Origin of the sequence: Streptomyces sp. NPDC006265 (assembly GCF_040613555.1) — a bacterium.
In the GTDB taxonomy this organism is placed as follows: domain Bacteria; phylum Actinomycetota; class Actinomycetes; order Streptomycetales; family Streptomycetaceae; genus Streptomyces.
Genome location: NZ_JBEXSH010000077.1, coordinates 1 through 17,963, shown reverse-complemented (window position 1 = coordinate 17,963; position 17,963 = coordinate 1). Strand labels below are relative to the sequence as shown.

Annotated in this window: 14 protein-coding genes and 3 pseudogenes; 15 read left to right on the top strand and 2 right to left on the bottom strand. The window is 68.6% G+C overall.

Features of this window, described 5'->3' with window-relative positions; genetic code table 11:
- The 12 genes and pseudogenes from ABZ281_RS09730 to ABZ281_RS09675 form a co-directional block, all read left to right on the top strand.
- On the top strand, nt 1-1,866 hold a 1,866-nt coding region (locus tag ABZ281_RS09730), incomplete at its 5' end, for a thioester reductase domain-containing protein (protein ID WP_356653821.1).
- Nucleotides 1,860-2,654, top strand: coding sequence for a leucyl/phenylalanyl-tRNA--protein transferase (locus tag ABZ281_RS09725; RefSeq protein WP_356653819.1), 795 nt, complete (start codon nt 1,860-1,862; stop codon nt 2,652-2,654). The genes ABZ281_RS09730 and ABZ281_RS09725, both read left to right, overlap by 7 nt.
- A 276-nt stretch (nt 2,655-2,930) precedes the next feature.
- On the top strand, nt 2,931-3,347 hold the full coding sequence (locus ABZ281_RS09720; RefSeq protein ID WP_356653817.1) for a response regulator: 417 nt from the start codon (nt 2,931-2,933) through the stop codon (nt 3,345-3,347).
- Nucleotides 3,347-3,721: a response regulator gene (locus ABZ281_RS09715; RefSeq protein WP_356653815.1), complete on the top strand. Its 375-nt coding sequence runs from the start codon at nt 3,347-3,349 to the stop codon at nt 3,719-3,721. The genes ABZ281_RS09720 and ABZ281_RS09715 overlap by 1 nt, the downstream gene beginning before the upstream one ends.
- Complete coding sequence (locus ABZ281_RS09710; protein WP_356653813.1) at nt 3,718-4,818, top strand: HEAT repeat domain-containing protein; 1,101 nt, start codon at nt 3,718-3,720, stop codon at nt 4,816-4,818. The genes ABZ281_RS09715 and ABZ281_RS09710 overlap by 4 nt, the downstream gene beginning before the upstream one ends.
- 2 nt (nt 4,819-4,820) lie before the next feature.
- Nucleotides 4,821-5,807, top strand: a pseudogene (locus ABZ281_RS09705) (glycosyltransferase family 2 protein); the annotation flags it as partial.
- Between the two features lie 37 nt (nt 5,808-5,844).
- Nucleotides 5,845-6,153: pseudogene (locus ABZ281_RS09700) on the top strand (hypothetical protein); the annotation flags it as partial.
- Nucleotides 6,154-6,186: 33 nt separating this feature from the next.
- Entirely contained in the window at nt 6,187-6,984 is a 798-nt protein-coding gene (locus tag ABZ281_RS09695; protein WP_356653823.1) for an ATP-binding protein, read from the top strand.
- A gap of 572 nt (nt 6,985-7,556) precedes the next feature.
- Nucleotides 7,557-8,423, top strand: a complete 867-nt coding sequence (locus ABZ281_RS09690) for a PAS domain S-box protein (RefSeq protein WP_356653811.1) — start codon at nt 7,557-7,559, stop codon at nt 8,421-8,423.
- Entirely contained in the window at nt 8,345-9,067 is a 723-nt protein-coding gene (locus tag ABZ281_RS09685; protein ID WP_356653810.1) for a response regulator, read from the top strand. Before ABZ281_RS09690 ends, ABZ281_RS09685 begins: the two co-directional genes overlap by 79 nt.
- 74 nt (nt 9,068-9,141) lie before the next feature.
- Nucleotides 9,142-10,296, top strand: coding sequence for a GGDEF domain-containing protein (locus ABZ281_RS09680; RefSeq protein ID WP_356653808.1), 1,155 nt, complete (start codon nt 9,142-9,144; stop codon nt 10,294-10,296).
- Entirely contained in the window at nt 10,296-10,682 is a 387-nt protein-coding gene (locus ABZ281_RS09675) for a GGDEF domain-containing protein (protein ID WP_356653806.1), read from the top strand. Before ABZ281_RS09680 ends, ABZ281_RS09675 begins: the two co-directional genes overlap by 1 nt.
- Before the next feature lie 486 nt (nt 10,683-11,168).
- Here the strand turns inward: ABZ281_RS09675 and ABZ281_RS09670 are convergent, their stop codons facing one another.
- The gene (locus ABZ281_RS09670) at nt 11,169-12,635 is read right to left on the bottom strand and encodes a non-reducing end alpha-L-arabinofuranosidase family hydrolase (RefSeq protein ID WP_356653804.1); all 1,467 of its coding nucleotides are present in this window, start codon (nt 12,633-12,635) and stop codon (nt 11,169-11,171) included.
- Between the two features lie 706 nt (nt 12,636-13,341).
- On the opposite strand from ABZ281_RS09670, the gene ABZ281_RS09665 reads away from it, so the two are divergent.
- From ABZ281_RS09665 to ABZ281_RS09655, 3 genes are all read left to right on the top strand, one after another.
- A complete protein-coding gene (locus ABZ281_RS09665) occupies nt 13,342-14,772 on the top strand; it encodes an endo-1,4-beta-xylanase (RefSeq protein WP_356653802.1) in 1,431 nt (476 codons plus the stop codon).
- A gap of 31 nt (nt 14,773-14,803) precedes the next feature.
- Nucleotides 14,804-16,183: an RICIN domain-containing protein gene (locus ABZ281_RS09660; RefSeq protein WP_356653800.1), complete on the top strand. Its 1,380-nt coding sequence runs from the start codon at nt 14,804-14,806 to the stop codon at nt 16,181-16,183.
- Nucleotides 16,184-16,402: 219 nt separating this feature from the next.
- Nucleotides 16,403-16,585: an alpha/beta hydrolase gene (locus tag ABZ281_RS09655; protein WP_356653798.1), complete on the top strand. Its 183-nt coding sequence runs from the start codon at nt 16,403-16,405 to the stop codon at nt 16,583-16,585.
- Nucleotides 16,586-16,602: 17 nt separating this feature from the next.
- Here the strand turns inward: ABZ281_RS09655 and ABZ281_RS09650 are convergent.
- Nucleotides 16,603-17,807: pseudogene (locus ABZ281_RS09650) on the bottom strand (IS256 family transposase).
- Nucleotides 17,808-17,963 lie beyond the last annotated feature (156 nt).

Genomic DNA, 17,963 nt, shown 5'->3' with positions numbered 1-17,963 from the left:
GACGGCAATCTGGAAGTGCTGGGCCGGGTCGACGACCAGATGAAGATCCGCGGGTTCCGGGTCGACCCGGCAGAGATCGAGGCCGCGCTCGTCTCCCGTCCGGATATCGGTCAGGCGATGGTGCTGGCCCGGACGCGTGACAACGGCGACCGGGACCTGGTCGCTTACTACACGCCCGCCTCGCCAACGACCGGCGGCGAGGCGGCGCAGCGAGCGCGACTGCGGTCGGCACTCGGCGAGGTCCTGCCGGGCTACATGATCCCGGCAGCCTTCCACGCGGTGGAACGGCTGCCCGTCGCGCCCAGCGGAAAGCTCGACCGCAAGGCCGTACCGGAATCCGGGGCCGCGCCGACGACGGCCGGCGCCGACGACCGTCCGGTGGTGCAGGGGATGGCACAGCTGTGGTGCCAGATCCTGGGTGTGGACTACGTCCGTCCGCATGATGACTTCTTCGAGCTGGGCGGCAACTCGCTGCTGGCCATGGAGATGCTCGCCCGGACCCGCGTCATATTCGGCATCGGCGTGACACAGATCCGCGACCTGACCCGTTCACTGCTGCGGCAGCCGATGCTCGCCGCGTTCGCCGAGTCCGTGCGCCAGGCACGTGCCGGCACGCTGACCCGCCCGGACGGTTTGAGCGTCGACTTCGCCTCGGAGACCGATCGGCGCGTTCCGGTGGTGGGCCGTGACGCGCCGACTCCGGATCACCGCCACTCCGGCGACGTCCTTCTCACCGGGGCGACGGGATTCTGCGGCTCCCACATGATCGACGAGCTGCTGCGCAGCACGACGGGCCGGATCTTCTGCCTGGTCAGGGCCTCGGACGAGCAGCAGGGCATGGAGATGATCCGCGCGAGCCACCAGCGGTACGTCCTCAGGGATCTGTCCAGTACGCGCGTCCAGCCGGTCCTCGGTGACCTGGGCAAGCCCGGACTGGGGCTGTCTCCCGGCAGGTTCCAGGAGCTGGGATCGACCATCGACGCCATCTACCACTTCGGCGCTCAGGTCAACTTCATCTACCCGTACCACGAGTTGCGCGCGGTCAACGTCGACGGAACATACGAGATCATCCGCCTCGCCGCCGGCCGGGCCGTCCCCGTCCACTTCGCCTCCAGCATGGCGGTGCTCGCCGGATTCGGACCGGCCGGCGTGCGCGAGGTGACCGAGAGCACGCCGCTGGGCTTCCCGGAATATCTGTCGGTGGGATACGTGGAGACCAAGTGGGTCGCCGAGGCGCTGCTGAAGAAGGCATCCGACGCGGGACTGCCGGTTGCCGTCTACCGTCTGATGGACATCGCGGGCAGCAGTGGAACCGGCGTGATGAACACCAACAGCGAGATGGCCGCCCTCTTCGGCTTCATCGCGCGGACCGGTCTGTGCCCTGACATCCGGCTGCCGCTGGACTTCCTGCCGGCCGATCGCCTGGTCCGCGCGATCGGACACATCGCCACCCGCCGTCCTCCGCGCGGCGAGGTCTATCACCTCACCAACCCCCGTCCCGCACTGCTCGATTCGCTGGCCGAGCGCATGCGCCACCGGGGGTATCCGGTCCAGGAGATCCCGTACGCCGAGTGGATCGCCGCTCTGGTGAAGTATGCGGCCGGGCACCCCACCGACGCGATAACGCCGTTCGTGCCGCTCTTCGTCGATCTGTGCCACGGCGCCGACATCACCGTGAGCGAGATGTACTTTCAGGGCGTTTTCCCGGAGTTCACCCGCGACAACGCCGAGCAGGCACTGGTGGGCGCCGGGATCGGCATTCCGCCCGTGGACGCGCAGATGATGGACCGCTTCATCGATTTCCTGCAACAGGCTGAGCACACGGGGCCGGTGACGAACCGGGGGCAGGGAGCGGCACGGTGGTGAGCCGTTGCCCCGGATGGGCGGCGCTGGACGTGCTGGAAGCGGCGCCCGACGGTCCGGTGGCGTTCTCCGCCGACCTCAGTCCCGCCGGCCTCCTGGCGGCGTACCGAGCCGGGGTCTATCCGTTCCCGGCATCCGACGAGTACACCCGTGCCCTCAATGAGGTGGTCTTCGCCGATCAGGTGCAGGAGGGCCGCATCCCGCTCGTGGGGGAGGAGGAGCCGGCCGATCCCTTCGCCGTTTCCTGGTGGTCACCCGACCCCAGGCCGGTGCTGCCCGTCTCGGCGGCGCATCTCAGCCGTAGCCTCGCCCGGCGGCTGCGCAACGGTCTGTCGTGGTCGACCAGCCTGAACCAGGGGTTCGAGCAGGTCGTCCGCGCATGCCGCGGCGACCGTGTCCCGCTGTGGCTCACCGAGGAGCTGATCGCCAGCCTGGTCCGCCTGCACGAGCTGGGTCATGCCCACAGCGTCGAGGTGTGGGACGACGGGAATCTGGTCGGCGGCGTCTTCGGCCTCAGGGTCGGACCGGTCTTCAGCATGGACTCGATGTTCTTCCGGCGTCCGGGCGCCTCGAAAGTGGCGGTGAGCGACCTCGCCGCGCGTTTCGCCCAGGCCGGCGGCGAACTGCTCGACGCGCAGCGGGACAGCCCGCACGTCCGCGATCTCGGCGGCATCCTCATGCCCCGAGAGCAGTACGTGCGACGCCTCCGCCGCACCGCGCATGACAGCCTCCCGATGCCCGCCGCCACCTTGCCCGCCCGCCGCCTCGCCAAGCCCGCGGGACCGCCCTGACCATGTTCGTCGCGCCGCGTGGCGCCCCGGGGGTGCTCATCCGGGGCTCTCTGCCGGAGCCTGCCCGTCACCGTCGGTGACAGTGGGGTGGTCGCCGGCCCGGACGCGGGACGCCGGGGTCGAGCGGCTCCGGGCGGTGGGCTCCAGGCGGTGGGCTCCGGGCACACCTCGGCGCGGCGGATGCCTCCGGCAGACTGCCCGGCCTTCCGGGCGCGGCACCCCGAAGTGGGGGACTGTGGGGCTTATGTGGTGAAAGTTCACTAGCGGTTCTGGTGTGTGACTGACCAGTCCGACTTCGTGGACGGGACGGTGATGTTCCCACCGCGCGTACTCGTGATCGAGGACGACCAGGATGTGAGCGCCCTGCTGGAGCGGCACTTCCGCGAGCGGGGATGCCCAGTGGCCGTCGCGCATTCGGGGGAGGAGGGGCTCGGCCTCGCCTTTGCCGACCCGCCGGACATCGCGGTCGTCGACGTGATGCTGCCCGGCATCGACGGACGGGAGGTCGTCCACAGGCTGCGGGCGGACGACCGGACGAGGAGATGCCATCTGGTTGTCACCTCGGTGCTCGACCCGGAAGATCTGATCGGCCTCGCGGACGAGGTGCTGCCCAAGCCGTTCCGGCAGTCGGCCGTGGTGCGGCTCGTTGACTCCTACCGGAGCTCTGTGGCCCATGAGTCCCAGGAGGAGTAATGGCTCATGTCCTGATCGCTGACGACGACGCGGACATCCGGGATCTGGTGGCGTTCAAGCTGACCCAGAGCGGTCACCGGGTCACGGCCGTGGAGGACGGTATGGCGGCGCTCCGGGCGGCGCGTGAGAGCACGGTGGACCTGGCACTGCTCGACATCCGGATGCCGGGCATGTCGGGTCTGGACGTATGCCGGGAGCTGCGCGCCATGGCCGAGACCGCCACACTCCCCGTCATCATGATCACCGCCCGGTCTCAGGAGGCGGACGTCGAGGTCGGCTTCGCGGCGGGAGCCGACGACTACATCATCAAGCCGTTCAGCCCGCGAGAGCTCTCCAGCAGGGTCACCGCGGTGCTCAACCGGGTGGAACGGTGATTTCCGCCGGCATCGTCCGCGGCGCGTTGCTGATCCTGCTGGCCGTCGTCCTGGCGCTGAGCCTGCTGATCGTCGGCAACCGTCTCGTCCGCAGGCACCGTGAGCGCAGACGCGAGCGGATCGTGGCACCGGTGCGCGGCTCCCTGTTGCAGCTCCTGTGCGCGGAGGAGGATGAGCAGACCGAGCTGCTGAACCGGCTCGCGGAGACCGACAGACGGACCTGGGCCGCCCTGGAGCCGACCCTTACCGCGCTGCTGGGCAAGGTCGCCGGCGGGGCCCGCACGGCGCTGGTCCGCCTGTACGAGCTGCGGGGGGCCGCCGTGGACGCCGTCGCCGACCTGTCGAGCCGCAGCGCGGTCCGGCGGGGGCGCGCCGCGCAGGTGCTCGGTCAGCTCAGCCACCGTCCCGCCGCCCCCTCGCTGTGCCGTCTGCTGGCCGACCGCGACCCCGAGGTACGCCTGGCCGCCGCCCGGGCGCTGGGCCGGTGCGGGGGACCGGAGGCCGTGCCGTACCTGCTGGAGTGCCTCCACGGGCGGCGGGCCGTGCCGCCCGCCGCGGTCACCAGGGCGCTGGTCTCCCTGGGACCGGGGGCACAGCGGAGTGTGGCCGCGGGACTGGAACACCCGCAACCTCTCGCCAGAGCCGTAGCCATCGAGGTCCTCGGCGCGACCGGTGTGGTCTCCCATACGTCCGAGATCGCCCGTGCACTGCGCGAGGACCCCCAGATCGAGGTCCGCGTCAAAGCGGCACGCGCGCTGGGCAGACTGGGCATGCCCGAGGGCCTGGAGCCGCTGCTTGCGGCCGTCCGGCCCGGTCAGCCCGTTGCCCTCCGCATGGTGGGCGCCGGGGCCCTCGGCACTCTGGGAGCCCTCGCCTCGACGGGCCCGCTCGCTGAGCTGCTCGGCGATCCCGACCGGCATGTGACAGCCACCGCGGCTCGCGCACTGCTGCAACTGGGTCCGGAAGGACGGGCCGAGCTGCAGGCGGCGGCCGACGACAGCTCCAGCGGACCCGCCGCCGCCCAGGCCAGAGCCGTGCTCGCCGAATCGGCGGTCGGGGCCGCACGCGATGACGTCCGTGCGGAGGTGGCGCTGTGAACATGGCGGCCGGTGAACCGTGGGCGTCGCTGCTGGGCGCGGTGCACACGCTGATCGCCGTGTGCGACAGCGCGGTGATCGTGTACTTCCTGGCCATCAACACCAGCTATCTGGTGCTGATCCTCATCGCTCTCGGGGAGTTCGTCAGAACGCTGCGCCGGGCTCCCTTCGCGGGCCATGACGAGGCCGCCAGCAACCCTCTCACCCCACCCGTTTCCGTGATCATGCCCGCGCACAACGAGGCGGCCGGCATCGCCGAAGCGGTCCGGGCCATGTTGCTGCTGCGCTACCCGGAGTTCGAGGTCGTCGTCGTCGACGACGGCTCCACCGACGGCACGCTGGACGCCCTGCGGGAAGCCTTCGACCTCGCCGAGGTGGAGTACGTGGTGCCCGACGACATCCCCGTACGCGGCAGGGTCACCTCCGTCCATCTGCCCAGGGGCGGCCCCGTACGCCTTGTGGTGGCCCGCAAGGACAACGGCGGCAAGGCCGACGCGCTCAACGTCGGAATCAACCTGGCGCGCTACCCGCTGGTGTGCATGGTGGACGCCGACTCGATCCTCGACTCCCAGGCGCTCCTCGCGGTGGCCAAACCGTTCTGCGACGACCCGCAGCGGGTGGTCGCCTCCGGCGGCGTGGTAGGCCTCGCCAACGGCTGCACCGTCGTGGCGGGACGGGTGGTCGAGGCGCGTGTGCCCCCGGACCTGCTCGGACGCGTTCAGGTCGTCGAGTATCTGCGCGCCTTCCTGCTCGGCCGCACCGGATGGTCCAAGCTCGGCAGCCTGCTGATCATCGCCGGGGCCTTCGGTCTCTTCCGCAAGGACGCCGTCGTGACGGTCGGCGGGATGGACCCCGACTGCATCGGCGAGGACGCCGAGCTGGTCATCCGCCTTCACAAGCACATGCGCGGGCTGGGCCGCGACTACCGCATCGTCTTCGTCGCCGAGCCGATCTCCTGGAGCGAGGCGCCCTCGCAGCGGAAGGTCCTGGCCCACCAGCGGCGGCCCCGGATTTCCCCTCGCCCGGGTGTGGTCCGCAGAGGGGGGCCTTCTGTCCGACGAGGAGCGAAGGCGCATTCCGACCTTCCCGGCCGACGTGATTCGCGAACACTACAGGCGGGGAACGCCCTGGCTGGTCACCGACCTGCCCCAATACGTCTCCGAGACCAGGCCCGTGCCAGGTGCCCCCGGTTCCTTCGGGAAGACCGGTATGCCGGCCGAGAACCGCGCTGCCGCGGCGGCGCTGGGCCTGGATTCGGCGGTGATCATCCCCATAGGGGTGGGGGAGGAACCGATCGGTGCCGTGTCCGTGGCCCGTACCAGCGCCGACCGCCCCTGGCGCCCGGTGGACATCGAAATCGCCGAGTCCATGGCCGGCGGCATCGGCCGGGCGCTGCACACCGCCCTTCTCTACGAGAAGGAGTCGGGCCTGGTCGACAAGCTGCGCGCCCTGGACAAGGCCAAGAGCGACTTCCTGTCCACCGTCTCCCATGAGCTGCGCACCCCGCTGACCAGCATCGTGGGATACATCGAGCTGCTGAAGGACGAGGACACCGGTCCGCTCTCCCCGTCCCAGCTGCGCATGCTGGACGTCGTCGACCGCAACGCCAACCGGCTGCGGGCACTGATCGAGGACCTGCTCACGCTCTCCAGGATCGAGTCGGGAGCGTTCATCTCCCAAAAGGCGCCGATCGACCTGCGACAGCTGGTGGCCTCGGCGGCCGACGCGATCAAACCGGCCGCCGAGGCCGCCTCGGTCAGACTGGAGACGCGCTGCCCCGAGCAGCCGCTGGTGCTGGAGGCGGACGGCGAACAACTCGACCGGGTCCTGATGAACCTGCTGTCCAACGCGGTGAAGTTCACCCGCGGCGGCGGGACGGTCAGCGTACGAGCAGAAGCGCAGGACGGGGAGGCGGTCCTGAGCGTGAGCGACACCGGCATCGGTATCCCCGCGGCCGAGCAGGAGAAGCTGTTCCAGCGGTTCTTCCGTGCCTCGAACGCCACCGAGCAGGCCATCCCGGGAACCGGTCTGGGGCTGACCATCGTGCACACGATCGTGGCGAACCATGGCGGCCGGACACAGGTGCGCTCCGAAGAGGGCCGGGGCACCACGATCACCACCTGGCTGCCGCTCACTGGTACGGACGGTGCGGCGGGCACCGCTTGAACGGCGTTGCCGCGGCTTGAGGATTCGGAGGTGTCGTCTTGGAGGTGATACGCCGTCCGGTCCGGGCACGGCAGCTCGCTGAAGCGGCCGTGGGCGGCGTACGCCGCCGGGAAACGTGAGCCGCTCCTGCCCGGACTTCGGGACGAGGCGTGCAGGGGACGGGGATCACTGTGGTCGGCGTGGCCGAAGTCCTCGGCAGGGCGTCCGGCCCGGGACGGACCGACCCGTTCGTGAGGAGAGCGGGGACGACCCGCGCGGGTACGGCGGTGACGGCCCGCTGCGACGCCTTGGCGTCGCCTCCGGACATTGAAGGGCCGTCAGAATGCTGTCAACGGAAGCCATGGCAGGCGGGTGCCCGGTGACCGGGCTCCCCGGATGCCGCAGCCGGACCGCAACGCGTTCACCCTCCGCTCCCTCGATTTGCGATCTTCAGTGGTTCATTCTTTGCTTGATATGTCCGACGAGCGGATCGCTTGATCGCCGTCATCGCACGCCGCACCGAACCGTCGCGACCGGTCTGTTGGTGGTCCCGGCCACGCTTCGTGGTCGCGACTGACATGTGGAGGCGGACGATGGAACCGGAATCGAGAGCCACGCCGCGGCAGTATGCGGCCGACGACGAGGAGCGGTTTCGGCTGCTGCTCAAGAATTCCCCCGACATGGTCTTCCGCCGGACGTTGGACGGCCTCTACCGGGAGGTGTCCGCCGCGGGGCAGGAACTGCTGGGCCGTCCGGCCGAGGAGATCGTGGGGACGTCGGTGAAGTCCTGGGTCCATCGGGCCGATGTGGAGGAATTCGAGTGGGCCGAGCGCGATCTGCTCCGCGACGGCCGGGTGGCGGTGTGTCTGCGTCTGCGGCATACCAACAGGCACTCGTTGTGGACGGAGATGACGTGCTGGGTGGTGCGGGACTCCGCAGGCGAGCCGCTCGAAGTGCGCGGGTTCATCCGTGAGGCGGAGGGGCAGCGGCGCAGGGAGGAAGCGCTGCGGCTGTTGCAGGATCAGGCACGTTCGGTCATCGAGACCGCCCGGGACGCCTTCGTCTCCATTGACGAGGACGGCCTGTTCATCGACTGGAACCTGAGCGCTGAGAAGCTGTTCGGATTCAGCCACCACGAGGTGATGGGCCGTCCGCTGACGGAGACGCTCATTCCTGAGCGCTACCACGCCGCGCACCGGACCGGTCTGCAACGGGTGTTGGCCGGCGGAGAGCCTCATGTGCTGGGCGGTCAGATCGAGCTCACCGCCCGTCATCACGACGGTCACGAGATCCCGGTCGAACTGGCGGTGTGGCGGCTGAAGTCGGCGAAGCCGCCCACCGGGGCCATCTTCTGCTGGTCGAGGACAACGAGATCAACCAGATGGTCGCCCAGGGCTTGCTCACCCGGCTCGGCTACAGCACGGACATCGCCGCCGACGGCGCCCAAGCCCTGCTCATGACCGAGGAGCACAGTTATCATGCTGTCCTCATGGACTGCCAGATGCCCCGGATGGACGGCTACACCGCCACCCGTGAACTGCGCCGCCGGGAACGGGACCACGGCCACCTGCCGGTGATCGCCATGACCGCCGGTGCCCTCGCCGAGGACCGGGACCGGTGCATGGCCGCGGGCATGGACGACTACGTCTCCAAGCCCGTCAGCGCCGACGAGCTGGAACACGCCCTCGCGCGCTGGGTCAACGTCACCGCACCGCAGGCGGGCAACGAGGACCTGCGCGCCTCCGTCGAGTACCGGCTGGACGAACTGCGCGGCGCCGACACCCCGGCCGAGCAGGAACTGGTCGACAGGCTGGTGGACCACTTCCTCGTCCGGGCCCCTGAGATGACCAGTGCGCTCTACCACGCGCTGGGCCGCCACGACTCGCAGGAGATCGCAGACCAGGCTCACAGCCTCAGAGGCGCCGCCGGGAACATAGGCGCCGTGGGCCTCGCCGCCTGTTGCCAGGAGCTGGAAGAGCACGCGCGGTCCGGAGAGCCGGCCTCACTGGCCGAGGCCGCTCCCCGCCTCCAGGACGAACTCGACCGGACCTGCCGCACCCTCGAGACGGTCCGCTCCCATCCTCCAGGCCAGGAACCCGGCTGACGGGTCCCCTGGATATCGCCCCCCGGGCGTATCGCCCCCCGGGCGGGCGTACGGGCCGGAGGGAAGGAGAGCCTGTGGGCAAGATGCAAGTCTCGTTGCCCGCCCGCCGTGATGCGACGGCCTGGGTGTATGTGGCAGCAGGGGCCGTGATGATCGTCATCTATCTGGGCACCTCCTCCGCGGCTCGTTACATGCTGCCCGTACTGATAGCCGCCTCGGTCGTCTTCGCGATCGCAGGGGGAGTGATCAGGAACGGGCCGCAGCCGGTCCTTCCGTGGCTCCTCTTCGCGGCGGCCATGGCACCGTTCGCGGTGGCAGACGCGATCTGGGGCCTGTACCAGGTCCGTGACGCAGAGGTTCCGTTCCCGGGCGTGGCCGACATTCTCTACCTGGGCAGCTACCTGTTGTTCGCCGCGGGGCTGGTGACGTTGGCCCGGCAGCATTCAGGCCGCTTGCACTGGGCGGGGTGGCTGGACGCGGGAATCGTCACCATGGGGTTCGGCATCCTGTCGTGGGCGTTCATCATCGCCCCCTACCTGCGCAGCGAGCTGTCCGCGTGGCCGCTCGCGGTGTCCATCGCCTATCCCGTCGCCGACCTGGTGCTGCTGTGCGTGGCTGCCCGGTTGATGTTCACCACCGGCAAGCGCACGCCCTCGATTCTTCTGTGCAGCGGATGGCTGCTGGTCCTCCTCGCCGCCGACGGCCTCTACTACGGAACGATGGCCACAACCGGGAGCGCGATCGCGGAGGACGTCTCCGAAGTGGGGTGGATGGTGTCGTCTCTCCTGCTGGGGGCTGCGGCACTGCACCCGTCCGTCGGCTGGGCGGCACACCCGTCGGACGGCAAGGAAGGGATGCCCCGGAAGCGACTGTCGATCCTGATCGCGCTCATCCTGGTGGGGCCGTTGATCGTGCTGGCCAATGTCGGGGACCTCCGGAGCCAGCCCGTGAACATCACGGTGATCGTCGGTATGCTGGCGGGCCTTTCGCTGCTACTGGTGCTGCGCATCGCGTTCCTGGCCCAGTACGCCCACAGCAGAGCCAACGAAGCCCGGACACAGGCCCACTACCTCGCAGCATCACTGCGCGAACAGGAAGAGCTCCAGAAGCAGCTGAGCCATCAGGCGACCCACGACCCGTTGACGGGGCTGGCCAACAGAGCACTGCTGGCCAGCGCCTGGAGTCTGCTCTCAGCCGGTGCTCCGTCACTTTCCCCGCCGCGTTGCTGATGCTCGATCTCGACGGCTTCAAGGAGGTCAACGACACCCTGGGCCACCCGTCCGGCGACGAACTGCTCGTCGACGTCGCCCGGCGGCTGACGTCCAGGGTCCGTGCGCAGGACATGGTGGCCAGGCTCGGCGGGGACGAGTTCGCGCTCCTCGCGGAAGGCGTGGACTCCAGCACACTCTGCGACTACACCATGCGGATCCTCGACTCCTTCATGGACTCCTTCATCCTCGACCGCGGCCATTCGGTCCGCGTGACAACAAGCATCGGGGCACGGAGCATCACCAGGCCGACCACTCCGGCAGAGGCGCTGCGGGATGCAGACATCGCCCTGTACCGAGCCAAAACCGCAGGCAAGAACCAGGCCGTGTTGTTCGACCCTCCGTAGCGGTCGTCGCGATCCGGGCCTCGACTGCGCCGCCTCATCCGCCGGCCCTGCATTCACCTCCTCCTCAAAGACGCACCCAAGAGCCTCCGCTGGGGAGGACTACCGCGATCTGCTGGTCCGCGCCAGTTTGGCGGCCCGATCGTGCGGGTCCGGGACAATCGCAACACCCGTTCGGAGGCCGGGCCGAAACGGTACGACGCCGAGCACGACTGACTCACCACCGTCCGCCTTCCGCCCGACCTGAACCCCGTCGAGGCCCTCTGGTCACTGGTAGGGAGATATGGCCGACACCGCCTTCGGTGCACCCGACCACCTCGACCGTGTGCTCCGCCGGGAGTTGCGCAGGACCCAACTCCAGCCACACCTGATCGACGGCTGCCTCGCTGCCACCCGCCTGGCTTTGACTTGTCGCATGGCCCGGGCGGGGTGGGGGTTCCGCCGAGCCCGCCACGCCGGCTCCACCCGAGCCGGATTCCTGTCACCCCGTCAGCGCCGCAGTGTCAGCAGACCCGGACGGTAGGGCAGGAGGCCGTAGTCGCCTCCGGAGTTGGGGCTGCGCCCCTGGTACAGCAACTGCAGATTGCAGGGATCGACGGTCATGGTCTGATCGGGGCTGGTGCGGATCAGTTCGCCGTGGCTGATGTCGTTGGTCCACGTGGCGCCGCTGTTGGCCTTGCCCGCGAAGGGATTGCTCTCGGCCGCGGCCTGGGGTGTCCATGAGCCGTTCAGACTGGTGGCCGTGAACGAGCGGAAGTAGCGGCCCTGCGAGCCGATCGCCTCGACGATCATGAGGTAGCGGTTCTGGCCCTGGAGCTTGTAGACCTGCGGGGCCTCGAACAGGTTGTTCGTCGTGTCGCTCATGACCACAGTCGAGGTCGAGCCGAAGCTCCCCGGGAAGTTCCCGATCGGCATACTGGCCCGGTAGATCTTGCCGTTGTCACCGGCGAAGAACAGGTACATGTTCGTCCCGTCACCGATGAGCGTCTGGTCGATGGGTCCCGTTCCTGAGCCGGAGATGCTTCCGGAGAAGAGCACCTGCTGGGATGACCAGCCGTTCGGGTTGGTGGGGTCGCTCGACGTCCGGTAGGAGAAGGCGGTCCCGCCCCACTGGTAGGCGAGCACCCAGATGCTCTTCGGCGCGAAGTAGAACAGCGTGGGTGCGACGGTGGAAGCCGACATCGTGTTCTGACCGGCCGAGGCCATCTCCGGCCAGTTGGTGAACAGGCCGAAGTTCATCGAACCCCACTTCGTCCCCGTGTCGTGCGTCGTCGCATAGACGAGTTGCCTGCCGTTGTAGGGGACGACGGTGAAGTCCTTGAGCGAGACCCACCCCGGCTTGGGCTGCGCCAGCGCGCCCGTCGATGTCCAGCGGTAGGCCGACGGAAGATCGCACGGTCCGGAATCGTCGCCGCCGACCTTGACGAGCCGCCACTGCTGGTTGGGACCACCCCAGTCGTCGTACTGGACGATGTTCGCGTTGTCGGCGGTGGAGGCGCCTTGTACTTCGAGGGCCTTGTCGCTGTGGCGCGAGATGAGCCGCACGTGGCCATCAGAGCCGTCGACCAGCCGCCACTGCTGGTTGGTGCCGTTCAGGTCGGCCCACTGGACGATCGAGCCGCCGTTCGCGGTGGACCAGTTGTGGACGTCCAGCACCTTGCCCGAGTGGCGGGACTTGATGCGGTAGTAGCCGTCTCCGGCATCGAGGAACTGCCACTGCTGCTGGTTCTGATCGTTCCTGGTCCACTGGGTGATGCGGGCGCCGTCGTCGGTCGCCATGTTGTAGACATCCAGGGCCTTGCCGCTGTTTCGGTTGACCAGCACATACGAGGCGTTGGGGTCTACGGTCGCCGCGCCGGCGGGCTGGGCACCGAGGAAGGCAGCCACCAGCAGCAAAGGCGCAAGCACCGCGAGCAGGCGTTTTGGACGGACCGGGGATGGGGGGCGAAACCGCATCAGAGGGCGCTCCTTTGGGGAGGGGCGGGGGCGAGGTGACCCCGAGGAACCGCAGAGCGGACTGCCGGGAGGGAAGGGCAACATCGAAACGTTCGAACGATTCCCGGAAGCTTCGACGCCACAAGCTAGGAACGCGGGGCTGTCTGGTCAAGGCCTGCCGCCGATCTGTCCACAAACAGTGCCTCAAGACCGTCGACGGTGCCGGAGGTTCGCCGTCCGGCCCGCTGGGGCTCCAGAAACTTTCGAGCGGAAATCCGAAAACTCTTCTGCGGGGAGTCTTGACGATCCACCGTCAACACCTCAATCATCCCTGTCTGAGAACCCGGCCGTGGTTCGAGATGCCGCACCACGGCGAGAGAGTCTGCGCCACCCCGTCACGTTCCGGTGAGGTTCGCACCAGCGCCCCCTGGCTCTTCGCGCGCTCGGAGAGCTGCGCGACGCCGCGAGGCGACCCCCGGGCTGAGCCGCGATGGAGTGCCCTCATGTCCGTGCCGAACACCACCGCCGCCCGCCGTGTGTCACACAACCCCGCCGACGGGCGCCGTCCGTGCTGGTTGAGATCGTCCCCGCCTCTGACCGCGGAGGCCGGTGATTCCATGCGCCCGGGTTCCGGCTCGCCCCGTCCGTCTGCGAGTGGGGCGGACGCGTTCCCTGCGCTTTCCCTGCGCTTCAGTCCTTCCGTGATTTCCACCTTGGAGGCACAGTCATGGGCTCGTATGCCCTTCCCGGATCCGTTGTCCGCCGGAAGATCCGCGGCCTGCTGTTGGTGCTGGTCGTCAGCGTCCTCGGGGCGGTCGCCGCACTGGCCGTGCCGCCGACCGCTGACGCCGCCGAGAACACGCTCGGCGCCGCCGCGGCGCAGAGCGGCCGCTACTTCGGCACCGCCATCGCCTCGGGCAGGCTGGGCGACTCGGCGTACACGGCGATCGCCGGCCGTGAGTTCAACACGGTGACGGCCGAGAACGAGATGAAGATCGACGCCACCGAACCGCAACGGGGCCAGTTCAACTTCACCGCCGGCGACCGCGTCTACAACTGGGCGGTGCAGAACGGCAAGCAGGTGCGCGGCCACACCCTGGCCTGGCACTCCCAGCAGCCCGGCTGGATGCAGAGCCTCAGTGGCAGCACGCTGCGCCAGGCGATGATCAACCACATCAACGGCGTGATGGCCCACTACAAGGGCAAGATCGCCCAGTGGGACGTCGTGAACGAGGCCTTCGCCGACGGCGGTTCGGGAGCCCGGCGCGACTCCAACCTGCAACGCACCGGCAACGACTGGATCGAGGTCGCCTTCCGCACCGCGCGCGCCGCCGACCCGGCCGCCAAGCTCTGCTACAACGACTACAACATCGAGAACTGGACCTGGGCCAAAACGCAGGGCGTGTACGCCATGGTCCGGGACTTCAAGCAGCGCGGCGTGCCGATCGACTGCGTCGGCTTCCAGGCGCACTTCAACAGCGGCAGCCCCTACAACAGCAACTTCCGCAGCACCCTGCAGAACTTCGCCGCCCTCGGCGTCGACGTGGCCGTCACCGAACTCGACATCCAGGGCGCCCCGGCCTCGACCTACGCGAACGTGACCAACGACTGCCTGGCCGTCCCGCGCTGCCTCGGCGTCACCGTCTGGGGAGTGCGCGACACCGACTCCTGGCGACCGGGGGACACGCCGCTGCTGTTCAACGGCAACGGCAGCAAGAAGCCCGCCTACACCGCTGTCCTCGACGCACTCAACGGCGGTACCTCCACGCCCCCGGCGGATTCCGGACCGATCAAGGGCGTCGGTTCGGGCCGCTGCCTGGACGTGCCCGGCAGCAGTACCACCGACGGCACCCAGCTCCACCTGTGGGACTGCCACAGCGGCACCAACCAGCAGTGGACGTACACCGCCGCCGGCGAGCTCAGGGTCTACGGCGACAAGTGCCTGGATGCCGCCGGTACCGGCAACGGCGCCAAAGTCCAGATCTACAGCTGCTGGGGCGGTGACAACCAGAAATGGCGCCTCAACTCCGACGGATCCATCGTCGGCCTCCAGTCCGGTCTCTGTCTCGACGCCGTCGCGGGCGGCACCGCCAACGGCACCCTGACCCAGCTCTACTCCTGCTCGAACGGCAGCAACCAACGCTGGACCCGCACCTGATGGGACCTGCCACCAACGAAAGGGTGGATCGATGAAGGCCTACGGTGCGGCTTCCCCCGCCCCTCTCCGCAGACATCGCTGGTGGTCCCGGGTTGCCGCCCTGGTGGCCGCGACCCTCGCGATCGGCATGCTCGCCGCGGTGAATCCGGCGCCCGCCGAAGCGGCGACGGTGGACCCCAATGCCTGGTATGTCCTGGTCAATCGAAACAGCGGCAAGGCGCTGGACGTCTCTGGCGCGTCCACCGCCGACGGTGCGCGGGTCAGCCAGTGGACGCGCAGCGGCGGAGCCAACCAGCAGTGGCAGTTCGTGGACTCCGGCGGCGGCTTCTACCGCCTCAAGGTCCGGCATTCGGACAAGGTTCTCGACGTGGCCGGCGCCTCGGCCGCAGACGGTGCAGCGATCCAGCAGTGGGCCGACCACAACGGGGCCAATCAGCAGTTCCGCCTGGCCGACTCCGACGCGGGCCACGTCCGGCTGATCAACCGCACCAGCGGCAAAGCGGTGGAGGTGCAGGGAGCGTCCACCGCCGACGGCGGCAACGTCGTCCAGTACACCGACTGGGGCGGCGCCAACCAGCAATGGCAGATGGTCAAGCTGTCTTCCGGTGGCGGTGGCGGTGGCGGCGGATGCGGCAGCGCCCCGACTCTGGCGAGCGGTACGCACACGATTCAGAGCGGCGGTAGGAGCCGCAGCTTCATCCTCAGGGTTCCCGCCAACTACGACAACAGCCGTCCCTACCGGCTGATCTTCGCGTTCCACTGGCGGGGCGGAACCGCCGGCGACGTCGCCTCGGGCGGTACGAGCGGGAATGCCTGGTCCTACTACGGCCAACAGGAACAGTCGAACAACAGCGCGATCCTCGTCGCTCCCCAGGGCCTCGGCAACGGCTGGGCCAATTCGGGCGGTGAGGACATCACCTTCGTCGACGACATGATCCGGCGAATCGAGGGCGGCCTCTGTGTCGACCCGGCACAGCGTTTCGCCACGGGATTCAGCTGGGGCGGCGGGATGAGCTACGCACTCGCGTGCAGCCGGGCGAACGTCTTCAGGGCCGTCGCGGTCATGTCCGGCGCTCAGATCAGCGGGTGCAGCGGCGGCACCCAGCCCATCGCCTACTTGGGAATCCACGGCATCAGCGACAACGTCCTCGACATCGCGCAAGGACGGTCCCTGCGCGACAAATTCGTCGGCAACAACGGCTGCACCCCCCAGAGTCCGCGCGAGCCCGCGCCGGGCAGCCGAACGCACATCACCACCACCTACTCGGGCTGCCGTGCCGGATACCCGGTCCAGTGGGCCGCGTTCGACGGAGGCCACATACCCGGTCCGGTCGACGGCTTCGGCGGCGAAAGCGGCGTCACCACCTGGACCAAAGCAGAGATCTGGAGGTTCTTCGCACAGTTCCAGTGACATGCCCGCACCACGGAGTGGGGCCGGGATGATCCTGGCCCCACTCCGTCGACGCCTGTCCCAGATTGAAGGACGGAGTGGCCTTTTCAGGAGAGCTCTCACGCCGTCGCGGGATTGCCAGGGCCAAGGTTCTTCGTCTGCTGGTGGTACAGAGGCAGCAACTCGCTGAACTGCGGATATGACAACCGTGGAGGCATTGCCAGGACAGTCGGTCCGGGAGTGGTCCGGATCCTGACTGTGCCCCGCGCCCTGCGCGGCCCACGCCTCGTCCAGGTCCATGGTGGACGGGATCATGGCGTGTACGGCATCCCCGGCACCCCCGCCTGCGCCAACAACGCGGTCAACACCTACCTCGTCACGGGCCGCCTGGCCAGCGCCGGGGTGTGTCCAGTAGACGGCTGATCCAGTTTTTGTAGGGGTCAGTTGACGGCCGGGGTGAGCCGGCCTTCGAAGGCGATCTGGAAGGCGTTCAGGGGTGCCTTCCAGCGCATGGTCCACCGCTTGCGGCCCTTGCCGGTCGGGTCCAGGCTCATCAGCGCCATGTAGACGCACTTTATGGCCGCGGCCTCGTTGGGAAAGTGGCCGCGGGCGCGAACGGCCTTGCGGATGCGGGCGTTGACGGACTCGATCGCATTCGTCGAGCAGATGACCTTGCGGATCTCGACGTCGAAGGAGAGGAAGGGCACGAACTCGGCCCAGGCGTTCTCCCAGAGCCGGATGACCGCCGGGTACTTCTTCCCCCAGGCTTCCTGGAACTCGCTGAACCGCTCGGCCGCGGCGGCCTCGTTCGGCGCCGTGTAGACGGGCTTCAACGCCTTGGCGATCTTGTCCCAGTCCTGTCGGGCCGCGTGCCGGAAGGAGTTCCGCAGCAGATGAACGACGCAGGTCTGAACAATCGTTCGAGGCCAGACGGTCTCCACCGCTTCCGGCAGGCCCTTCAGTCCGTCGCAGACCAGCATCAGGACATCCTCGACGCCCCTGTTCTTCAGGTCCGTGAACACGCTCAGCCAGTACTTCGCGCCCTCGCCGCCGTCGCCTGCCCAGATCCCCAGGATGTCGCGGTGCCCCTCGGCGGTCACGGCCATGACGACGTAGATCGGACGATTCGCCACCTGCCCGTCCCGGATCTTCACGTTGATCGCATCGACGAACAACACCGGATAGACGCAGTCCAGGGGGCGGTTGGACCATTCCGCCATCCCGTCCATCACCTTGTCGGTGATTGTGGAGATGGTCGCCTTGGACACACTCGCGCCGTAGACCTCGGCCAGATGTGCGGAGATTTCCCCGTGCGTCAGGCCCTTCGCGGACAGCGACAAGACCATTTCGTCCACCCCGGACAGGCGCCGCTGCCGCTTCTTGACGATCTGCGGCTCGAACGAACCGCCACGTCCCGGGGGACCTTGACCTCAACCGGGCCGACATCGGTCAGCACCGTCTTCGCCCGGGTCCCGTTGCGGCTGTTGCCGCTGCCCCGGCCCTCGGCGTCATGCTTCTCATATCCGAGGTGATCGGTGATCTCGCCCTCCAGGGCGGACTCCAGCACCCGCTTGGTCAGCTGCTGGAGCAGCCCACCCTCCCCGGTCAGCTGCAGGCCCTCCGACCGGGCCCGATCCACGAGCATCGCAACCAACTGCTCGTCACTCGCCGCCACGGCCGCCGCCGGCTCGCCGCCCGGTATCTGCTCGATGGTCGTGTCGCTCATCTGTGCGTCTCCTTGATCATCGGATCCGCCGATCATTGAACACTCCCCGCCGCTCGGAGCTGGGGAGGGATCTGA